Here is a 20,300-nt window from a genome sequence, read left to right as displayed (position 1 = left end):
TCCGTGGAAAGCGTCAGTCGTCGCGGTCGCGCAGCAGCAGGCTTGCCAGCAGCCACGAGATCACGCTGTACAGGACCGAGCCCAGCAGCGCCGCCCAGAAACCGTCGACGGTAAAGCCCGACAGCAGGTTGCCGACGAACAGGAACAGCAGCGCGTTGATGACGAAGATAAAGAGCCCCAGCGTCAGCAGCGTCACCGGCAGCGTCAGGATCACCAGGATCGGACGGATCAGCGTGTTGACCAGGCCCAGCACCAGCGCCGCCAGCATCGCCGAGCCAAAGCTCTTGATGTGGATCGACGGGATGATGTATGGCAGCACGAACAGCGATACGGCGTTGATGATCCAGACGACCAGTAGTCTCATGACGGCTCCTTGATTGGTGGTTCCTGTCGGGGGTGAGGGCGGGCGTGCCTCGATGCGGGAGGCCGGACTTCGTGGCAGCTCCTGCCCTCACCCCCGGCCCCTCTCCCGCAAGCGGGAGAGGGGTGGCAGGCAACGGACGCGCAGCCCGATCAATAGCGGTAGTGATCCGCCTTGTACGGGCCTTCCTTCTTCACGCCGATATACGCGGCCTGCTGCTCGGTCAGCTCGGTCAGCTGCGCGTTCAGCTTGCGCAGCTGCAGGCGCGCCACCTTCTCGTCCAGGTGCTTGGGCAGCGTGTAGACGCCGACCGGGTACTTGCCGCTGTCGCGCTCCTGCCAGAGCTCGATCTGGGCGATGGTCTGGTTGGCGAACGAGCTGCTCATCACGTACGACGGGTGGCCGGTGGCGCAGCCCAGGTTCACCAGGCGGCCCTTGGCCAGGATGATCAGCTTCTTGCCGTCGGGGAACTTGACGTGATCGACCTGCGGCTTGATCTCGTCCCACTCGTACTTCTCGATCGAGGCGATGTCGATCTCGTTGTCGAAGTGGCCGATATTGCAGACGATGGCCTGGTCCTTCATCCGGGCCATGTGGTCATGCGTGATGACGTGGTAGTTGCCGGTGCAGGTGACGAAGATATCGCCATGCTCGGCGGCGTAGTCCATGGTCACCACGCGGTAGCCTTCCATCGCGGCCTGCAGTGCGCAGATGGGGTCGATCTCGGTCACCCACACCTGCGCCGACAGCGCGCGCAGCGCCTGCGCGCTGCCCTTGCCCACGTCGCCGTAGCCGGCCACGATGGCGATCTTGCCGGCGATCATCACGTCGGTGGCGCGCTTGATGCCGTCCACCAGCGATTCGCGGCAGCCGTACAGGTTGTCGAACTTGCTCTTGGTGACCGAGTCGTTGACGTTGATCGCCGGAAAACGGAGCTCACCCTTTTGAGCCATCTGGTACAGGCGGTGCACGCCGGTCGTGGTTTCCTCGGTCACGCCACGGATGGCTTCCAGGTTGCGGCTGTACCAGCTCGGGTCGCGGGCCAGCTTTTCCTTGATCGCGGCGAACAGGAAGGTTTCTTCCTCGCTGCCCGGGTTGGCGATGAGCGACTGGTCCTTCTCGGCGCGCGCGCCCAGGTGCAGCAGCAGCGTGGCGTCGCCGCCGTCGTCGAGGATCATGTTGGGCGTGCCACCGTCGGCCCAGTCGAAGATGCGGTGCGTGAAGTCCCAGTATTCCTTCAGCGATTCGCCCTTGAAGGCGAACACCGGCGTGCCGCCCGCGGCGATGGCGGCGGCGGCGTGGTCCTGCGTCGAGAAGATGTTGCACGAGGCCCAGCGCACGTCTGCGCCCAGCGCCTGCAGCGTCTCGATCAGCACGGCGGTCTGGATCGTCATGTGCAGCGAGCCGGCGATACGCGCGCCCTTGAGCGGCTGCGCGGCGGCGAATTCATCGCGAATCGCCATCAGGCCGGGCATCTCGGTTTCGGCAATGGCGATTTCCTTGCGGCCCCAGCCGGCCAGGTTGATGTCGGCGACGAGGTAATCTTGCTTCAGGTCGGTCACGGCGTTCATATTCACTCCGGTGAAGAGTGGCACGCAGGTGACGAGTACGCGGGATCTGGCGGCGGCGGCATGGCAATGGCGCATGCGCAGCGGGCGGATAGGTCGACTCGCCTCCGTGCGAACCACGGATCAGCGAGCGCCGTTGAAGACAGTCCGAGCCTGGCGGATGCACGGGGATCGCCTGTGTGGCGCTCTCGTCCCGCATCCGTTGCAACGCTCCTCGGAGTGGCGGTATTGTAGCGTGCCCGGCCGCCTTGCGCACTGGCTGCTCCTGATTTCCTGACAGATGAACCCAACGCCACCTCGCACCCTGACCATTGCCGGTTCCGATTCCGGCGGCGGCGCCGGCATCCAGGCCGACCTGAAGACTTTTTCCGCGCTGGGCTGCTTCGGCATGAGCGCGATCACCGCGATCACTGCGCAGAACACGCTGGGCGTGACCGGCGTGCATGCGATCCCGGCCGACATGGTGGCCGCACAGATCGACGCGGTCGCCGGCGATATCGGCGTGGACGCGGCCAAGACCGGCATGCTGGGTACCGCCGCCATCGTCGAGGCCGTGGCCGCCGCGGCGGACCGGCATGGCATCCGCAAGCTGGTGGTGGATCCGGTGATGATCTCGACCTCGGGCGCGACGCTGTCCGACGACGCCACCACGCAGGCCATGGTGCGGCTGCTGTTCCCGCGCGCGCTGCTGGTCACGCCCAACCTGCCCGAGGCCTCCTACCTGCTGGGCCGCAAGATCGCGCGCCGCGCCGACATGGAACAAGCCGCCGCCGACCTGATCGCGATGGGCTGCCCGGCCGTGCTGCTAAAGGGCGGCCACCTGGAAGACGATGGCGCGGCCGGCATCGCCGGCGGGCTGGACGACCTGCTGATGCTCAAGAACGGCACCGTGCGTGTGTTCACGCATCCACGCGTCGATACCCGCAACCTGCATGGCACCGGCTGCACGCTGGCGGCGGCAATCGCCTCGCAGCTGGCACGTGGCGATGCGCTGGAAGATGCGGCGGGCAAGGCGCTGGACTATGTGGCGCAGGCCATCGCGGCCGGTGCGGGATTGCGGCTGGGCAGCGGCAACGGCCCGCTGAACCACGCCTTCGCGCCGCGTGCGCTGGGTTGAGCGGCAGATGCAGAAACTTACCGATATCGATCTGCGCAGCGATCCCGACGCCGCCTTCTACGTGAAGCATGAAGTCGTCGACGTGACATTCGCCACGGAGGCTGGCGATCTGGTCAGCCGCGAAGGCCCCAACCGCTACCAGCCCGGGGATGCGCTGATCACCAGCGCCACCGGTGACCGCTGGTGCGTGTCGCGCGACCGCTTTGACCCCAAGTACGAAGCCATCCCGCCGCTGGCGCACGGCCAGGACGGCGCTTATCGCAACAAACCGATCCCGGTACTGGCGCGCGCGATGCACCAGGCCTTCAGCATCGAACGTAGCGCCGGTGGCGACGTGCTGCACGGCAAGCCGGGCGACTGGCTGATGCAATACGCGCCCGGTGACTATGGCATCACCGAGCGCGCGAGGTTCGAACAGGTGTACCGGCCGCTGCAGGACTGAGCGGCCGGATTTTCAGGCGGGAATCAGTTGCCGCCGCTGGACAGCGGCACCAGCTTGAACGCGGCCCGCGCCACGCACACTACAGTGCCGGCCGCATCCTTCACCTCGCCTTCGCAGAAGGCGATGCGCGCGCCGCGGCGCAGGCAGCGCGCTTCCAGCGTCAGCTCGCCGCGCGCGGCGGCCAGGAAATGGGTCGACATGTCGATGGTGATCACGCCCGTTTCCGTGGGCGCGTGCGAGCGCGCCGCGCCGCTCAGCGTGAAGTCCAGCGTCGCCATCAGCGTGCCGCCGTGCACGTCGCCGCGGCTGTTCACCAGCTGCGGGTGCGCCGGCAGCCGCGTGCGGCAGTAGCCCTCTTCGATCAGTTCCGGCTGCAGGCCGAAATAGCGCATCAGCGGCACGTCGATGCCGAAATAGGGCTTTTCAGGCGTGCCGGGGGCGGCGGGGACGATTTCGGGGAGCTGGGTCGACATGGTGCGCGGTGCTGGGTGGATGGCGGGGAATGCTGCCCGACATCATAGCGGCGGGGTCCGGTTCGGTTCCCGCGGCTGGGCGAATGTCGCACAAATCTTGTCCCCGGAAAGCCGCCGTAGTTGCGCCGTGGGAACCAGGCTCCCCTCTCCCGCGAAGTGGGAGAGGGGAGCGGGTGAGGGCGGGCGTGTCGACGAAGTAATGCCGTCGCTATTGCCAGCGCCTGCCCTCTCCCCGGCCCCTCTCCCGCAGGCGGGAGAGGGGAGCAAACCACCCCCTCAGAACTCCTGCCGCATCGCCACACGCTGCCGCAATCCGGCGGCACGCTGTGCCGCCAGCGCCTCCGACAGCAACGGGCAAAGCTCGCTGTCGTCCAGCCGCCGAAACCCCATCGAGGCATAGAACGGCGCATTCCAGGGCAAATGCGCGAACGTGGTCAGGTTCAGCGTTCGCAGGCCGCTCGCCCGCGCCCAGCCCTGCACGGTCCCGACCAGCGCGCGCCCGATGCCGCGCCGGCCATGGTCCGGATGCACGTCCATTTCATCGAGATAGCCGCATGCGCCATTGCGGCTGGCCAGTGCGAAGCCGGCAACTTCGCCGCCATGCTCGGCCACCCACAGCCGCCCTTCGCGCTGCGCCGCGACCAGCGCCGATTCCGGCGTGCTGACCAGGCGCAGCAGCGCTGGCACGTCACCCTCCGGAAACAGCGCCGCCGCCGCCAGTTCGATCTCGGGCAGGCGCGGCAGGTCATCCGCCCGCGCCAGGCGAATGCACGGGGCGGCCACGGCGCGCTCAGCCGGCCGGGAACAGGCTGACCAGGTGTGCGACCGCGGCCGATACGTCGTCGGCTTCAGTGACGGCGCGCACCACGGCGGCGCTGCCAACACCCACGGCGAGCACTTCGCGCATATTCGTCGCATTGACGCCGCCGATGCCGACCAGCGACGGGATCACCGGCTGCATCAGCTTCGCATACGCGCGGAAGCGGCCCATGCCTTGCGGCTGGGTCGGCATCACCTTGGTCGTGGTCGGGAAGATCGCGCCCAGCGCCAGGTAGCTCGGCCGGATCGCGGCGACGCGCAGCATCTCGGCGTAACCGTGCGTGGAAACGCCCAGCCGCAGCCCGGACGCGCGGATCGCGTCGAGGTCGGCGTCATCAAGGTCTTCCTGGCCGAGGTGGATGCCGTAGATGCCGCTCTGCGCGCCGTTGGCGGCGTGGTAGTCGATCGCCGCCTGCCAGTGGTCGTTGATGAACAGGCGCGACGACGAGCCCTGCATGGCCCTGGCCGCACGCGCGATCTCGGCGCGCACCGCGGCGGGATCGTCGGACTTGAAGCGCAGTTGCACCGTCGGCACGTTCAGCGGTGCCAGGCGCTCGATCCATTCTGCGCTCGGCACCACCACATACAGGCCCAGCGCGGGGCACGGCGCGAACGGCTCGACGGCCTTCTCCGGCGCCACCAGCGCGGCATGGCGCACGCGCGGAAAACGGGCGAAATCCGATGGCCAGTCGGCCGAGCCCGGCGCCCAGGCGCGCGCCAGCACCAACGCGTCATGCGCGGGGAAATGCAGCGACAAACTCGCCAGCAGCACCGCGACGAACGCGGCCGCATGCGGCTGGTCGCTGTCCGCGGCAACCGAGAACACCCAGGTGCCCATCGGCGAGCGCACCGTGTCGATCCACTGGCCGCCTTCGCGGTCGGTCTCGATCAGCGTGGCGCCGCTGGCGGCGACGCGCGCGATGACTTCCTCGGTGGCTTCGCCGTCGGAGAGCAGCACATCGTGCGCGCCGGGCTGCACGGGCGCGTCTTCCAGGCGCCAGGCCTGCCACGGCTTGTCGTCGATGCCGAAGGTCTCGCCATAGTGTTCCAGCACTGCCGCGCGCAGCGGGCCATCGCTGGGGGCGTGGACGGGGCGGCGGGTCATGCGCGCTGCTCCCGCTGCTCCGCCTCCGCATGCCAGAACGGCATGCCGACCACCGGCGTGCTGGCCTGCGCCACCTCGCGCTCGGGCATCGGCCCGGCCAGGTACGCGGTGCGGCCCGCCTCGACGGCCTGCGCGAACGCGCGCGCCATGTTGACCGGGTAGGCCGCCTGCGCCACCGCGGTGTTGAGCAGCACGCCGTCGTAGCCCCACTCCAGTACCTGCGCCGCATGCGACGGCAGGCCCAGGCCGGCATCGACGATCAGCGGCGTATCCGGCAGGCGCTCGCGCAGCACGCGCATCGCATGCGGATTCACCGCGCCGCGGCCGGTGCCGATCGGCGCGGCCCACGGCATCAGCGCCTGGCAGCCGACGTCGAGCAGCCGGCGGCACAGCACCAGGTCCTCGGTGCAGTACGGCAGCACCTTGAAGCCTTCCTTGATCAGGGTCTCCGCCACGGCGGGCAGGTTGAGCGTGTCGGGCTGCAGCGTGTAGTCGTCGCCGATCAGCTCCAGCTTGATCCACGGCGTCTCGAACACCTCGCGCGCCATCATCGCGGTGGTGATGACCTCTTGCGCGGTGAAGCAGCCGGCGGTGTTCGGCAGCACCGGCACGTTCAGCGCCTTGAGCATCTGCCAGAACGCCTGGCCGCCCTCGCCGTCGCCGACCGCACCCTGGCGGCGCAGCGCGACGGTGATCATGGCCGGCGCGGACGCCTGCACGGCCGCTTCGAGCGTGGCCGGCGACGGATAACGCGCGGTGCCCAGCAGCAGGCGCGAGCCGAACGACTCGCCATACAGCACGAACGGGTCGCGCAGGGTTTCGGAAGGTTCGAATGTCATGGGGTCAGCCTCCCGTCACGGGTTGCACGAGGTCGATGCGGTCGCCGGCCGCAAGGGGGGTGTTGGCATGCGCGGCGCGGGGCACGAACTGGCCGTTGACCGCCGCGGCAAAAGGGGGCGCGATCTTCGCCACGACCACCGCGTCCGCCAGCGTGGCGGATTCGGCAAGGGCGAGGGGTCGGCCGTTGAGCAGGATTTCCATGTCAGCCTTGCGTTAGTGCAGCAGCCCGGTGCGCGCATGCAGCGCTGCGGCCGGCGCTTCCGTCACTGCCTCGATCATGCCGGGCCAGCGCAGCGCGGCAGGCACCGCGTGGGCGGCAGGATCACCCTTGAGCAACGCGCCCACCACCGCGCACGCGGCCTCGGTCACCGCCGGGGCGATCAGGAAGCCGTGGCGGTACAGGCCGTTGACGCGCACCACGCGCGCCTGCTGGTCGACGCGGATGGCCGGCAGGTGGTCGGGCCGCGTGGGGCGGCGCTGCACGTTCAGTTCCAGCACGCGCGCCTCGCCGAAAGCGGGATGCAGCGAATGCGCCGCCGACAGCAGTTCCAGCGCGGAACGCACGCTCATCGGCGAATCGTCCTCGCTCTCCAGTTCGGTCGCGCCGATCACGTACAGATCGTTGGGCTTGGGAGCAATATAGATCGGGTAGCGCGGATGCAGCAGCCGCACCGGCCGGTGCAGCTTCACGTCGGGCGCATGCACGCGCACCACTTCGCCGCGCAGCCCGCGCAGTCCGGGCGTGGTGCCTCCGGGCTGTGACGGCCAGGCCTTGCGCGCGCCCAGGCCACGGCAATCCAGCACCACGTCGGCGCGGATGCCCAGCGTGGGCAGCGTATCGGCTTCCACTTCACCGGCTTCCCAGACGCAATGCACGCCCTCGCTGACCGCGCACGACAGCAGCGCGCGCAGCGCACCGCGATTGTCGAGCTGGCCCTCGCCGGCCAGCAGCAGCCCTTGCGGGAAGCGGCCCGCCAGCGCCGGCTCGACTTCGCCCACGCCCTTGCCGTCCAGCGCCCGCAGCCGCTGCGACACCAGTTCGGGCGGCGCCACGGCGCGCATGCGGCTGGTGAACAGCGACATCTCGCCACGATCGCGCGCATGCCAGACCACCAGCGTGCCGTCCTCCTGGAAGAACACCGGCTCCGGCAACTCGGCCAGCCACGCGCGCCACAGGTCGACGCTGGCGATGCCGAGATCGACGATGCGGCGCTCGGCGATGGCCGATTCCGCCAGCGGCGCCAGCATGGCCGCGGCCACGTAGGCGGCCGAACCCGCGCCGTCCGGCCCGGCGCGCTCCACCAGCGCCACGCGGGCGCCGCTGCGTACCAGTTGCCAGGCAGCCAGGCGACCGGCAAGTCCGGCCCCGAGGATGGCGACGTCAAACGACTGTACTGCTGTCATGAGGGATGTTGTGCCGGCGCATGGGCATGCGGGCATGCCGCCGCGCCGGCCTCCTTGTTGTCTGGGCCGCCGCGCGGGGCGCTGCGCGGCGGCGGAACACACGCGGGCATGGTTGCGACGCCATGCCCGTACTGCCGTTGCCTTACGAGTAGATCTTGCTGCCCTTCTTCAGGAACTCGATCGACTTTTCTTCCATGCCCTGCTGGGCTTCCTTGGGCAGCGACGCCGCGTAGTCGCGCACTTCCTGCGTGATCTTCATCGAGCAGAACTTCGGCCCGCACATCGAGCAGAAGTGGGCGATCTTGGCGCCTTCGGCCGGCAGCGTGGCGTCGTGGTACGAACGCGCGCGCTCCGGGTCCAGGCCAAGGTTAAACTGGTCTTCCCAGCGGAACTCGAAGCGTGCCTTGGACAGCGCGTTGTCGCGCAGCTGCGCGCCCGGCCAGCCCTTGGCAAGGTCCGCGGCGTGGGCAGCGATCTTGTAGGTGATGATGCCTTCGCGCACGTCTTCCTTGTCCGGCAGGCCAAGGTGCTCCTTGGGCGTGACGTAGCACAGCATGGCCGTGCCCATCCAGCCGATATTGGCCGCGCCGATGCCGCTGGTGATGTGGTCGTAGCCAGGGGCGATGTCGGTCACCAGCGGTCCCAGGGTATAGAACGGCGCCTCGTAGCAATGCTTGAGTTCTTCGTCCATGTTGGCCTGGATGCGCTGCAGCGGCACGTGGCCCGGGCCTTCGATCATCACCTGCACGTCGTGCTTCCACGCCTTGGCGGTCAGCTCGCCCAGCGTACGCAGCTCGCCGAACTGGGCATCGTCATTGGAGTCGGCGATGCAGCCCGGACGCAGGCCGTCACCGAGGCTGAACGACACGTCGTACGCCTTCATGATCTCGCAGATCTCGTCGAAGTGCGTGTACAGGAAGTTTTCCTTGTGGTGCGCCAGGCACCACTTGGCCATGATCGAACCGCCACGCGAAACAATGCCGGTGACGCGGTCGGCGGTCAGCGGCACGTAGCGCAGCAGCACGCCAGCGTGGATGGTGAAGTAGTCGACGCCCTGCTCGGCCTGCTCGATCAGCGTGTCGCGGAACATCTCCCAGGTCAGGTCCTCGGCGATGCCGCCGGTCTTGTCCAGGGCCTGGTAGATCGGCACCGTGCCGATGGGCACCGGCGAGTTGCGCAGGATCCATTCACGGGTTTCGTGGATGTGCTTGCCCGTGGACAGGTCCATGATGGTGTCGGCGCCCCAGCGGATCGACCACACCATTTTTTCCACTTCCTCGGCCAGCGACGAGGTCACCGCCGAGTTGCCCAGGTTGCCGTTGATCTTGACGCGGAAATTGCGCCCGATCGCCATCGGCTCCAGCTCGGTGTGGTTGATGTTGGCGGGGATGATGGCGCGGCCCGTGGCAATCTCATTGCGCACGAACTCCGGCGTGATGTCCTCCGGACGCAGCGGCAGGCCGGCGCCCAGCGCATTGCCGGGGTGCTGGCGCAGCAGCGCCTTGTATTCGGGCTTGTCATACAGCGCCTGCAGGTTCAGCGATTCGCGCAGCGCCACGTATTCCATTTCCGGCGTGATGATGCCGCGGCGCGCATAGTGCATCTGCGACACGTTGGCGCCGGCCTTGGCGCGGCGCGGATTGGTCAGCTGGGCAAAGCGCAGGTGCGCGGTGGCCGGATCGTTGGCGCGGTCGCGGCCGTATTCCGACGACAGGCCAGGCAGCACTTCGGTGTCGCCGCGCTCGTCGATCCACTTGGCGCGCAGGGCCGGCAGGCCGGCCTTCAGGTCGATATGCACGTCCGGGTCGCTGTACGGGCCCGAGGTGTCGTACACCGGGATCGGCGGGTTGGGCATGTCGCCCTTCTCCGTGCGCGTGGACGTCTGCAGGATCGTGCGCAGCGGCACGCGGATATCCGGGCGGCTGCCGGTCAGGTAGGTCTTGCTGGAAGCCGGGTAGGCAAATTTCTGGTCGAGGTCGCTCTCGAGCGATTCGAAGGAAGCAGCGGGGGCAGTACGGGCCATGGGTGTCGTCCTCTCTCTCTTGCGGGGTGGACGAAACCAGGAGCCCTGTGAGCGCCGCCTGGGCTTGTGGCCGGAGGGGCGAGTCCCGGAGGGACTAGAGGCTTGGTCTTGCTGAAACTTCCCACGCCGGTACTAACCGGATCGGGTTCGAAGGGACTCTCTCAGCCGCACGGCCCATCCGTACGGCACCCCTGTTTCATCCAACGGGGTGAATTTAAGCACAGAGCCCCGGTGCGCGCCAGTGCCAGTTCCCTATCGTTTGTGGTGCCACACCTGTGCGCGGAGGTATCGAATCGCGCATGGTGCAGCGCAAAAATCCGCGCCAAGCGGACGACCCCGCACTCAAACGCGTGTCACGTGCTCTACCATGCAAGCAAACGGCAAGCATCGAACCGATCCAGGAGACATCCCATCATGACCGACGCCGCCACGCATCGCGTCTTCAACCAGGTGCCGGATCTTGCGCACTACAACCTCTTCGGCAGCGATCCCCTCCTCCGCGCCTCGCTGGAACGGCTTGGCGGCGGCTGGCATGCCGAGGCGCTGGGGCAGTTCGGCGCGCGGCTGGGCGAGCCGGAAGTGCAGCAATGGGCGGCCGACGCCAACCGCCATACGCCCGAGTTGCACACCCACAGCCGCACCGGCGAGCGCATCGATTCCGTGGAATTCCACCCCAGCTGGCACGCACTGCTGGCGCTGCTGCGCGGCCAGCAATTGCAGGCCCTGCCCTTCGCGCAGCCGCGCCTGGGCGCATGGAGCGCGCGCACCGCGGGTTACTTCCTGCAGGCACAGGTGGAGTCGGGCTCGCTGTGCCCGACCACGATGACGCTCGCCAGCATCCCGGTGCTGCGCAAGGAAACCGCGCTGTTCGCCGAGCTGGAGCCGCGCCTGTACGCGAGCGAGCATGATGCGCGCGACCTGCCCTGGCGTGACAAGACGGCGATCATGATCGGCATGGGCATGACGGAGAAACAGGGCGGCTCCGACGTGCGCGCCAACACCACCGTGGCGCGCGCCTTGCACAGCGGAAGCGGCGAAGGCCGCGGCGCGGAATACGCGCTGACCGGGCACAAGTGGTTCTTCTCGGCACCGATGTGCGACGCGCACCTGGTGGTGGCGCGCATGGGCGCCGAAGACGGCCCGCTGTCGTGCTTCTTCGTGCCGCGCTTCCGCGACGACGGCAGCAAGAACCCGATCCAGATCCAGCGCCTGAAGGACAAGCTCGGCAACCGCTCCAACGCCAGCAGCGAGGTTGAGTTCCGCGACGCCACCGGCATCCTGATCGGCGAGGAAGGACGCGGCATCCCCACCATTATCGAGATGGCGACCAATACGCGGCTCGACTGCGTGATCGGCAGCTCGGCCATCCTGCGCGCGGCCTTCGTGCAGGCGCTGCACCATACGCGCCACCGCAGCGCTTTCGGCCGCCTGCTGGCCGACCAGCCGCTGATGCGCAATGTGCTGGCGGACCTGGCGCTGGAATCCGAAGCCGCCACGCTGCTGATGATGGAACTGGGCCACGCCTTCGAGCACGCCGAGGGCGACAACCCCGACCCGCTCGCCGCCGCGTGGAAGCGCGTGGTCACGCCCGCGGCCAAGTTCTGGATCTGCAAGCGGGCCATCGAGGCCACCGGCGAGGCAATGGAAGTCTGGGGCGGCAACGGCTACGTGGAAGAAAGCCCGATGGCACGGCTGTACCGCGAGGCACCGGTCAACTCGATCTGGGAAGGCTCGGGCAACATCATGTGCCTGGACGTGCTGCGCGCGATCCAGCGCAACCCAGACGACGCCGCACGCCTGCTGCAGGACCTGCAGCGCCGCGCCGGCGGCCATCCCGCCGTGCGCGCGGAACTGGCGTCGCTGCAGGCGCTGCTGCGCGAGGCGCCGGAGCACCTGGAAGCCAATGCGCGCCGCTTTGCGCAGGGGCTGGTGCTGACCACGCAGGCGGCGCTGATGCTGGCGCATGCCGATGCGGAAAATGCCGAGCTGTTCGTCGCTAGCCGGCTCGGGCGCCAGCACGGGCGCGTGTTCGGCACGCTGGATGCGGAGGCCGGGTTGCTGCAGCGCGTGGCATCACGCGGCTTCGAAGGCTAGCTGCGCGGACTTGCGTAGGCGTCACGCCTCCATTGACTCCAGCACGCGCAGCATCACCCGCGGCGCGTAGCGGATCAGGTCATGCGCGCGTTCGCCGATCATGATCGCGGGCGCGTTGGTATTGCCACCAATCAGCGTCGGCATGACCGAGGCATCGACCACGCGCAGCCCTTCCACACCGCGCACGCGCAACTGCGGGTCGACCACCGCCATCGCGTCCATACCCATGCGGCAGGTGCCGACCGGGTGGTAGATGGTGTCGGCATGCGTGCGGATCATCTCGCGCACGTCGGCATCGTCGCTGCCATCGGCACGCAGGTGCGCGGAGTACAGCTCGCGCCCGCCGAAGCTGGCCAGCTGCGGCTGCGCGAAGATACGGCGCACGATGCGCACGCCGGCGACCATGTCGTCGAGGTCGCGCACATCGCTGAGGTAGCGCGGGTCGATCAGCGGCGCCTCGCGGATATCGGCCGATGTCAGCCGCACCTCGCCGCGGCTGCGCGGTCGCAGCACGCATACGTGGCACGAATAGCCATGGCCGAAGTTGAGCCGCCGCATATGGTTGTCGGCCATGCCGACGACGAAATGCAGCTGCAGGTCAGGCTCGGCCAGTTCGGGGCGGCTGCGGATAAAGCCGCCCGCCTCGGCAAAGTTGCTCGACAGCATGCCGGTGCGTTCGCGCCGGTAGCGCAGGATTTCCGACAGCAGGGTCATGAATCCGCTGAACGACACGCCGAACAACTCGGGCGCCGCCACGCGCTTGTGCAGGATGACGTCGAGATGGTCCTGCAGGTTGGCGCCCACGCCCGGCAGGTCGTGGACCACCTCGATACCAAGCTCGCGCAGCTGCGCCGCCGGACCCACGCCCGACACCATCAGCAATTGCGGCGAGCCGAAGGAGCCGGCGCAGACGATCACGTCGCGCCGTGCGCGCAGCAGTTGCTGGCGGCCGTCGCGCACGACCAGCGCGCCGGCGGCATGGCGGCCCTCGAACACGATGCGCAGCGCCTGCGTGCCGGTCAGCACCTGCAAGCGCGCGCGCCCGCCGTTGCAGGCCTTGTCGCGCGTATTGCCGCCGTGCAGGTAGGCGCGCGCCGCGTTCCAGCGCTCGCCCGCATGCTGTGTGACCTGATACCAGCCCACGCCTTCCTGCTCTTCGCCGTTGAAGTCGTCGTTGCGCAAGTATCCCGCCTGCTGCGCCGCCTCGATAAAGCGCTCGGCGAAAGGATTGGGGGTGCGCAGGTCCGACACATGGAGCGGGCCATTGCCGCCATGCAGCGGGTCGTCGTCGCTGCCGGCCAGGCGCTCATTGCATTCCGCGCGGCGGAAATATGGCAGCACGTCGTCCCATGACCAGCCGTCGCAGCCGGCGGCGGCCCAGTCGTCGTAATCGGCGGGCCGTCCGCGCGTGTAGATCATCGCGTTGATCGACGAGGAGCCGCCCAGTCCGCGCCCGCGCGGCTGGTAGCCCCGGCGGCCATTCAGTCCCGGCTGCGGCACGGTTTCGTAGGCGTAGTTGCGCGCGCCTGCGCGCGGCAGCATGGCGGCGCACGCGGCGGGTGTGCGTATCAGCACATGATGATCGTGCTGGCCGGCCTCGACCAGTGCAATGGTGTCGTCCCCGCTGTCGGCCAGTCGTCCGGCCAGCGCACAGCCCGCCGAACCCGCGCCGACGATGACGTAGTCGTAGGTGGTTTCCATCTGTCTCCCCGCGTGCCCGCAGGCGGCGCGCGTGAGCCGGGCGCCGCGCCGGCCGCGCGTGCCTTGTCCGTCCGGCGGATGGCAAGCTGTGAGATTCAGTGTAGGCGCTAGCCGGAACGGAGGTGAAGGGCGGCGCGCCGCCTTACGGCAAGACCTTTGCGTCGATGCCGAAACTGCTGTTGCGCTGAGCTCCGCCGCTCACGAGACCAGCATCGGCCGCCCGAGCATGCGCGCCAGCACGGCCTCGGGCGAGTGGGTGTGATCGGAAATCGCCTGCGGCTCGAGGTAGATGGTCTGCTCCATCATCGCGCGCCCGCGCATGGCGGCGTGCAGCAACTGGTCGCTGAATACGATCCAGGTCGAACCGGGCGGGAAGTGGAATTCCTGCTGCGGCACGTCGCGCTGGTAGTCCAGGTCGGCCTTGGCCAGGTCGTGCAGCTGCAGCATGCGGTGGTCGTATTCCGAGCGCTTGCGCTTGGTGATATGCAGCAGCTTCATCAGCGCCGCCTGGCCTGGCCACATGCCGTGGGTCTTCGGGACAAATTTCTGCGCGAAATCGCCGAACGGCTCGCCCACGCGCCACACGCGCGGCGATGCCGGATCGATGTTGTGGAACACGCGCAGCAGGCGCTTGCCCAGCATCGGGTTGGAGGGGAAGGAATCGACGTGCAGGCGGGTGTCGTCCTTGCGCCAGCTGACCGGGCGGCCGGCGATCTCGCTCGGGCGCAGCGAGGTGCCGGCGCGGGTCATGTGGGGGATGTATTCCGGAAAGAGCGTGCGGATCAGCGACTCGCTGCTATCGGCATAACGGCGGATCAGCGTGTACAGGCCGGACAGGTCCTGCTGTGTGCCCTGCGCGCCGCGCACCGCGGTGTCGTCCGCGCGGAGGTTGATGTTCTTGGATTTACCGTCGGAATAACGGGCGTCGAGGAAGCGTTCCTCGCCGGGTTCGAAGTGGAACTTCAGGTTGGGGAAATACAGTACTGCGCCTTGCTCCAGCTCGCGGCGCAGTGTGGCGCGCTCCTCGGCGGTGACCTGCGGGGCCCAGGTGGTGTAGGGCTGCGGGCGGATCAGGTCAAGGTTGCCTCCGGCCGCGGAGCCGGTCGGCGCGATGGCATTGGAAATGGCTGGTGCTGCGGGCATGGCAGTCCTCTGGGGACGGGCCCCGTGAAGGAAATTTGTGGTGGTTGGGATTTTACTACCTGGGTATTTGGGTGGCGATTGGGGCGCAGGGGTGGGGGTTTTTGCGTGGCGGGGTTCTGCTGGTGGACACGCTGCCGGCTGTTTTACCGCCTGCTATCGCTGTTGATGACATGCTGTCGGCCGTTGAACCGCTGGGTTCCGCCCTCCTGGGCGGGTCACTTTTTGTCCGAGCGACAAAAAGTAACCAAAAAGCGCGTCGCCTTAGCGGCTGGCTATCAAGTTGGCGGTGTGGGTGGTTCGGGCGGTGGTGATTTCCGTTCGATGTAGCCAGTGGTTCGAACCTGCTACGCCAAGTGAGTCTGGGATAGTGGCTGCGTCGACCCACCATTGAACGATCCCCATGCCGGGCGTAGGCCGCCTGCTGCCGGCGTCAACGCGACGACGCCTACGGCTGCGCTGCGCGCGCTCAGTATCGTAGGTCGGGGGCTCTGGCACGAAGTGCGTCGCTGCGCTCGCACAGCCTTATCGCTTGCGATGCCGGACCTCAGAGCGGGTCAGAATTCGGCGGCCGGCCCTGCCACGTTAGGACCGGCGCGCAGCGCAGCCGAAGGCGTTCCTACCATTGCCGCCAGCAGCAGGGGCCACCCACAGCTCTGGGCTCGTTCAATCCCCGCATCAATCCCAAGCCACCGTGGCGCACCAGGGCGTCAGGCAGTCCTGCCCTGCAACGAAGCCAAGCCCCGTACGATAGCCCCGGCACACTACGATAAGAGTGGCCGCCCGCAGGGCAGCAAACGCGCTTTTTGGTTACTTTTTGTCGCTCGGACAAAAAGTGACCCGCCCAGGAGGGCGGAACCAGGCGGTTCAAAGGCCAACAGCATGTCACCAACAGCGACCACAGCAGAACACCAAAAAACAAAAAACCCCGCCGACCCTGACGGGCCGGCGGGGCTTGCCGGAATACGAAATGCCGCTTACAGCCCAGCAGCAGCCCGCAGCGCAGCCGCCTTATCCGTAGCCTCCCACGAGAACTCCGGCTCTTCCCGCCCAAAGTGCCCATAGGCAGCCGTCTTCTCATAGATCGGCCGCAGCAGATCCAGCATCTGCACAATCCCCTTCGGCCGCAGATCGAAATGCTCCTGCACCAGCTCCGCAATCTTGGCATCCGGAATCTTGCCGGTACCTTCGGTGTAGACCGTCACATTGATCGGACGCGCCACGCCGATGGCATAGCTCACCTGGACCTGGCACTGGCGCGCCAGGCCCGAAGCCACCACGTTCTTGGCCACATAGCGCGCCGCATACGCAGCCGAGCGATCGACCTTGGACGGATCCTTGCCCGAGAACGCACCGCCACCATGCGGCGAAGCGCCACCATAGGTATCGACGATGATCTTGCGCCCGGTCAGACCGCAGTCGCCCTGCGGGCCGCCGATCACGAAACGCCCGGTCGGGTTCACCAGATACTTGGTTTCCTTCAGCATCTCAGCGGGCAGCACCGGCTTGATGATTTCTTCGATCACCGCTTCACGGATCTGCGCCTGGGTGATATCGGGCGAATGCTGCGTCGACAACACCACGGTATCCACGCTGTGCGGCTTGCCGTCGACATAACGCACCGTCACCTGCGACTTGGCGTCCGGACGCAGCCAGGGCAGGCGGCCGTCGCGACGCAGCAGCGACTGGCGTTCCACCAGGCGGTGCGCGTAATAGATCGGGAACGGCATCAGTTCCGGCGTCTCGTCGCAGGCGTAGCCAAACATCAGGCCCTGATCGCCGGCGCCCTGGTTCAGGTAGTCGTCCGAAGCGCGGTCCACGCCCTGGGCGATGTCCGGCGACTGCTTGTCATAGGCCACCAGCACGGCGCAGCCCTTGTAGTCGATGCCGTATTCGGTGTTGTCGTAACCGATGCGCTTGATCGTGTCGCGCGCGATCTGGATGTAGTCGACGTTGGCGGTCGTGGTGATTTCCCCTGCCAGCACCACCAGGCCGGTGTTGCAAAGCGTCTCGGCAGCCACACGCGCGTACTTGTCCTGCGCCAGGATGGCGTCGAGGACGGCGTCGGAAATCTGGTCGGCGACCTTGTCGGGATGGCCTTCGGAAACCGATTCCGAAGTAAAAAGGAAGTCGTTTGCCACGAACTTATTCTCCAGGTTGGCTATTGCGTGCCACCCGGTCGGGTTCATGGCGGCGACGCTTTAGCGGTATTTAAGGCAGCCCGGTTAGAGCCGCATCGCCCCGCAAGTTGTCAGTTAACTCGGCGATACACGCTATTATACGCGCCTGCCGGGCACGTTGCAGCGCGCCAAAGGCGCCGACGCAACAGCCGACGCAACACGCTGCCGCCACGGCATGCCGTTTGCCCGGATTACGGCAAGCCGGCGCGGAGTTGAATGCCGCGTCGCAAAAACGCCGGTTTTGACTTTGCAGCCCGGACTGCAATCCACGCCCGATGACCTTTCTTTTCTGGCTGATTTCCCGTTTCCCCCTGCGCTTGCTGCAGGCCGCAGGCGGCGCGCTCGGACTGCTGGCAGCACGGCTGCCCGGCCGCTATGGCCAGCGCCTGAATGAAAATTTCCGCCTGGCATTCCCCGACGCCACGCAGGCGATGATCGATGAAGCCGCCCGCTCCGCCGGGCGCATGATGATCGAGATGCCCTATTTCTGGAGCCGCAAGAAGATCAGCGCGCGGCTGCATGGCTTCGACGACTACATGTGGCCCGAACTGGCAAAGCTACAGGCCCGCGGCAAGGGCCTGATCATCCTGACGCCCCACCTGGGCTGCTTTGAAGTGCTGCCTCAGTCCCACGCGCTGGTGCGCCCGGTCACGGCGCTGTTCAAGCCACCGCACCAGCCCTGGCTGCGCGACTGGATCGAAAAGATGCGCACCCGGCCCAATATGCACATGGCGCCCGCCACGCCGCGCGGCGTGCGCATGCTGGTCAAGGCACTCAAGCGCGGCCAGGCGGTGGGCATCCTGCCGGACCAGGTGCCCAGCGGCGGCGAGGGCAACTGGGCGCCGTTCTTCGGCAAGCCGGCCTACACGATGGCGCTGGTGCACCGGCTGCAGCAGCTGACCGGCGCGCCGGTGGTCGCGGTCTTTGCGGAACGGCTGCCGAAAGGCGCGGGCTATCGCGCCCACCTGCATGTGCTCAACGAGGGCGGCATGCTGCCGGACGACCCGGCCGAAGCGGCCGCGGTGATCAACCTGGCCGTCGAGACCCTGGTGAGACAGTGCCCCACGCAGTACCTGTGGGGGTACAGCCGCTACAAGGGGCCTGCCGCTGCCCCCAGCCGCAGTACCGAACCGACCACCGACCAATCGATTTCATGAGCCGCGTGTTCACTTGGCTCGGCATCGGCCTGCTGACGGTGCTGGGCAAGCTGCCATATCCGTTCGTTGCGCGCTTCGGCGAAGGGCTGGGCAGCCTGCTCTACCTGATTCCCAGCGAACGCCGCCGCGTGGTGCAGGCCAACCTGCGCCTGTGCTTCCCGGACAAGACCGAGCCCGAGATCGACGAGCTGTCGCGCCAGAGCTTCCGCACCGTGTTCCGCAGCTTCGCCGAGCGCGGCATCTTCTGGACCGGCAGTGAAGCGCAGATGCGCCGCTGGGTGCAGATCGACGACCAGGCCGACCTGGTGTCGCTGGACGGCACGCCGCATATCCTGGTCACGCTGCACCTGTCGGGTGTCGAGGCCGGCGCGATCCGGCTGACCATCCACCTGCGCGAGCACGTCGGGCGTTCCGGCGCGTCGCTGTACACCAGGCAGAAGAACGACCTGTTCGACGGCTTCCTCAAGCACGCGCGCGGCCGCTTCGGCGCCAACATGATTTCGCGCAACGACAGTGCGCGCGACATCCTGCGCTGCCTGAAGAAGGGCGAAGCGCTGCAGCTGATCGCCGACATGGATTTCGGCGAACGCGACTCGGAATTCGTGCCGTTCTTCGGCGTGCAGGCGCTGACGCTGACCTCGGTGTCGCGGCTGGCGCGCCTGACCGGCGCCAAGGTAGTGCCGATCTACACCGAGATGCTGCCCGACTACCAGGGCTACGTGCTCCGCATCCTCCCTGCCTGGGACAACTACCCCGGCGAAAGCGTCACCGACGACACGCGCCGCATGAACGCCTTCTTCGAGGACTGCATCCGCCCGCGCGTGCCTGAGTATTACTGGGTGCACAAGCGCTTCAAGCACCGCCTGCCGGGCGAACCCGTGATCTACTGAGCATCTGCCGAGGGCGGCGGCAATTCGAGCGAGCCGCGGCTACAATCCCCACCATGAAACTCCAGTTCACCAAGATGCATGGCGCCGGCAACGACTTTGTCGTGCTTGACGGCATCCACCAGCAGATCGACCTGACGCCCGCGCAATGGCGCGCGCTCGCCAGCCGGCATTTCGGCGTGGGCGCCGACCAGATGCTGGTGGTAGAGAAACCGTCGCGCGGCGATGTCGACTTTCGCTACCGCATCTTCAATGCCGACGGCAGCGAGGTCGAGCATTGCGGCAACGGCGCGCGCTGCTTTGTGCGTTTCGTCAGCGACAAGGGCATGACCGACAAGCGCTCGGTGCGCGTGGAGGTGATGAAAGGCGTGATCACGCTGACGCTGCAGGACGACGGCCAGGTCACCGTTGACATGGGTGCGCCCGAGCTGGAACCGGCCCAGGTGCCGTTCCGTGCCGAGGGCCTGCCGACCCGGGCTGAAGGTATGGATACGGTCTACGGCCTGGAGGTCAACGGCCGCACCGCATGGATCTCGGCGGTATCGATGGGCAATCCGCACGCGGTGCAGGTGGTGGGCGATGTCGAGAACTTCCCCGTGCTGCAGGACGGCCCGGTGATCGAGCAGCATGCCACCTTCCCCAACCGCGTCAATGCCGGCTTCATGCAGGTGCAGGACCGCAACACCATTCGCCTGCGCGTCTACGAGCGCGGCGCCGGCGAAACGCTGGCCTGCGGCACCGGCGCCTGCGCGGCGGTGGTCGCCGGCATCCGGCGCGGTCTGCTGGATTCGCCCGTCAAGGTGCATACCCACGGCGGCGACCTGACCATTGCCTGGGACGGCGGCGCCGAACCGGTGCGCATGACCGGCCCGGCGACCACGGTGTTCGAAGGCACCATTGACCTGGCGACCCTGCCGGCCTGACCATAGGGGCAGCGCGCCCCAACGACACAGCCCGCATCCGTTCCGGCCCAGGCGGGGCGCCCATTC

At 67.5% G+C, this 20,300-nt stretch carries 18 protein-coding genes and 2 riboswitches; of the genes, 6 read left to right on the top strand and 12 right to left on the bottom strand.

Going from position 1 to position 20,300, the window contains the following annotated elements:
- Window positions 1–13 precede the first annotated feature (13 nt).
- Together J8I82_RS32260 and ahcY are read right to left on the bottom strand one after the other, a co-directional pair.
- Window positions 14–364 carry a phage holin family protein gene (locus tag J8I82_RS32260; protein WP_209763677.1) on the bottom strand — a complete coding sequence of 117 codons (351 nt, stop codon included), beginning with the start codon at window positions 362–364 and terminating at the stop codon, window positions 14–16.
- A gap of 149 nt (window positions 365–513) precedes the next feature.
- The gene (gene ahcY, locus J8I82_RS32255) at window positions 514–1,932 is read right to left on the bottom strand and encodes an adenosylhomocysteinase (protein WP_209763675.1); all 1,419 of its coding nucleotides are present in this window, start codon (window positions 1,930–1,932) and stop codon (window positions 514–516) included.
- A 118-nt stretch (window positions 1,933–2,050) separates the two neighbouring features.
- Window positions 2,051–2,151: riboswitch (S-adenosyl-L-homocysteine riboswitch) on the bottom strand.
- A gap of 58 nt (window positions 2,152–2,209) precedes the next feature.
- Here ahcY and thiD point away from each other — a divergent pair.
- On the top strand, window positions 2,210–3,046 hold the full coding sequence (gene thiD / locus J8I82_RS32250; RefSeq protein WP_209763674.1) for a bifunctional hydroxymethylpyrimidine kinase/phosphomethylpyrimidine kinase: 837 nt from the start codon (window positions 2,210–2,212) through the stop codon (window positions 3,044–3,046).
- Window positions 3,047–3,053: 7 nt separating this feature from the next.
- On the top strand, window positions 3,054–3,488 hold the full coding sequence (locus J8I82_RS32245) for a PGDYG domain-containing protein (protein WP_209763672.1): 435 nt from the start codon (window positions 3,054–3,056) through the stop codon (window positions 3,486–3,488).
- A 23-nt stretch (window positions 3,489–3,511) separates the two neighbouring features.
- Here the strand turns inward: J8I82_RS32245 and J8I82_RS32240 are convergent, their stop codons facing one another.
- The 7 genes from J8I82_RS32240 to thiC form a co-directional block, all read right to left on the bottom strand.
- Window positions 3,512–3,961, bottom strand: a complete 450-nt coding sequence (locus J8I82_RS32240; RefSeq protein ID WP_209763670.1) for a PaaI family thioesterase — start codon at window positions 3,959–3,961, stop codon at window positions 3,512–3,514.
- A gap of 276 nt (window positions 3,962–4,237) precedes the next feature.
- Window positions 4,238–4,744 (bottom strand): GNAT family N-acetyltransferase, encoded by a 507-nt coding sequence (locus tag J8I82_RS32235; RefSeq protein ID WP_209763668.1) that lies wholly within the window; start codon window positions 4,742–4,744, stop codon window positions 4,238–4,240.
- Window positions 4,745–4,751: 7 nt separating this feature from the next.
- Complete coding sequence (locus tag J8I82_RS32230; RefSeq protein ID WP_209763667.1) at window positions 4,752–5,885, bottom strand: thiamine phosphate synthase; 1,134 nt, start codon at window positions 5,883–5,885, stop codon at window positions 4,752–4,754.
- Entirely contained in the window at window positions 5,882–6,724 is an 843-nt protein-coding gene (locus tag J8I82_RS32225) for a thiazole synthase (protein ID WP_209763665.1), read from the bottom strand. Before J8I82_RS32225 ends, J8I82_RS32230 begins: the two co-directional genes overlap by 4 nt.
- A gap of 4 nt (window positions 6,725–6,728) precedes the next feature.
- A complete protein-coding gene (thiS, locus tag J8I82_RS32220) occupies window positions 6,729–6,926 on the bottom strand; it encodes a sulfur carrier protein ThiS (RefSeq protein ID WP_029047356.1) in 198 nt (65 codons plus the stop codon).
- 12 nt (window positions 6,927–6,938) lie between these two features.
- Complete coding sequence (locus J8I82_RS32215) at window positions 6,939–8,129, bottom strand: FAD-dependent oxidoreductase (protein WP_209763664.1); 1,191 nt, start codon at window positions 8,127–8,129, stop codon at window positions 6,939–6,941.
- Between the two features lie 142 nt (window positions 8,130–8,271).
- Entirely contained in the window at window positions 8,272–10,152 is a 1,881-nt protein-coding gene (thiC, locus tag J8I82_RS32210) for a phosphomethylpyrimidine synthase ThiC (RefSeq protein WP_209763663.1), read from the bottom strand.
- A gap of 101 nt (window positions 10,153–10,253) precedes the next feature.
- Window positions 10,254–10,355, bottom strand: a riboswitch (TPP riboswitch).
- A gap of 211 nt (window positions 10,356–10,566) precedes the next feature.
- On the opposite strand from thiC, the gene J8I82_RS32205 reads away from it, so the two are divergent.
- Window positions 10,567–12,246: an acyl-CoA dehydrogenase family protein gene (locus tag J8I82_RS32205; protein ID WP_209763662.1), complete on the top strand. Its 1,680-nt coding sequence runs from the start codon at window positions 10,567–10,569 to the stop codon at window positions 12,244–12,246.
- Window positions 12,247–12,267: 21 nt separating this feature from the next.
- On the opposite strand, the gene J8I82_RS32200 is transcribed toward J8I82_RS32205, so the two are convergent.
- The 3 genes from J8I82_RS32200 to metK all read right to left on the bottom strand — a co-directional run bounded on the left by J8I82_RS32200 (window position 12,268) and on the right by metK (window position 17,228).
- Complete coding sequence (locus tag J8I82_RS32200; protein WP_209763661.1) at window positions 12,268–13,947, bottom strand: GMC family oxidoreductase; 1,680 nt, start codon at window positions 13,945–13,947, stop codon at window positions 12,268–12,270.
- A gap of 198 nt (window positions 13,948–14,145) precedes the next feature.
- Window positions 14,146–15,090 carry a Kdo hydroxylase KdoO gene (gene kdoO / locus J8I82_RS32195; RefSeq protein WP_209763660.1) on the bottom strand — a complete coding sequence of 315 codons (945 nt, stop codon included), beginning with the start codon at window positions 15,088–15,090 and terminating at the stop codon, window positions 14,146–14,148.
- 974 nt (window positions 15,091–16,064) lie between these two features.
- Complete coding sequence (gene metK, locus J8I82_RS32190) at window positions 16,065–17,228, bottom strand: methionine adenosyltransferase (RefSeq protein ID WP_029047350.1); 1,164 nt, start codon at window positions 17,226–17,228, stop codon at window positions 16,065–16,067.
- Window positions 17,229–17,542: 314 nt separating this feature from the next.
- Between metK and J8I82_RS32185 the strand changes: the two genes are divergently transcribed.
- From J8I82_RS32185 to dapF, 3 genes are read left to right on the top strand one after another with little or no spacing between them, the layout of a single operon-like run.
- Window positions 17,543–18,424 carry a lysophospholipid acyltransferase family protein gene (locus J8I82_RS32185; protein WP_209763659.1) on the top strand — a complete coding sequence of 294 codons (882 nt, stop codon included), beginning with the start codon at window positions 17,543–17,545 and terminating at the stop codon, window positions 18,422–18,424.
- Window positions 18,421–19,314: a lipid A biosynthesis lauroyl acyltransferase gene (locus J8I82_RS32180; RefSeq protein ID WP_209763657.1), complete on the top strand. Its 894-nt coding sequence runs from the start codon at window positions 18,421–18,423 to the stop codon at window positions 19,312–19,314. Before J8I82_RS32185 ends, J8I82_RS32180 begins: the two co-directional genes overlap by 4 nt.
- 53 nt (window positions 19,315–19,367) lie before the next feature.
- Window positions 19,368–20,234, top strand: a complete 867-nt coding sequence (dapF, locus tag J8I82_RS32175) for a diaminopimelate epimerase (RefSeq protein ID WP_209763655.1) — start codon at window positions 19,368–19,370, stop codon at window positions 20,232–20,234.
- The last annotated feature ends 66 nt before the right edge of the window (window positions 20,235–20,300 follow it).

It is taken from the genome of Cupriavidus consociatus (genome assembly GCF_017814975.1).
GTDB classification, from domain to species: domain Bacteria; phylum Pseudomonadota; class Gammaproteobacteria; order Burkholderiales; family Burkholderiaceae; genus Cupriavidus; species Cupriavidus consociatus.
This window is presented reverse-complemented; position numbering and strand designations above follow the sequence as displayed.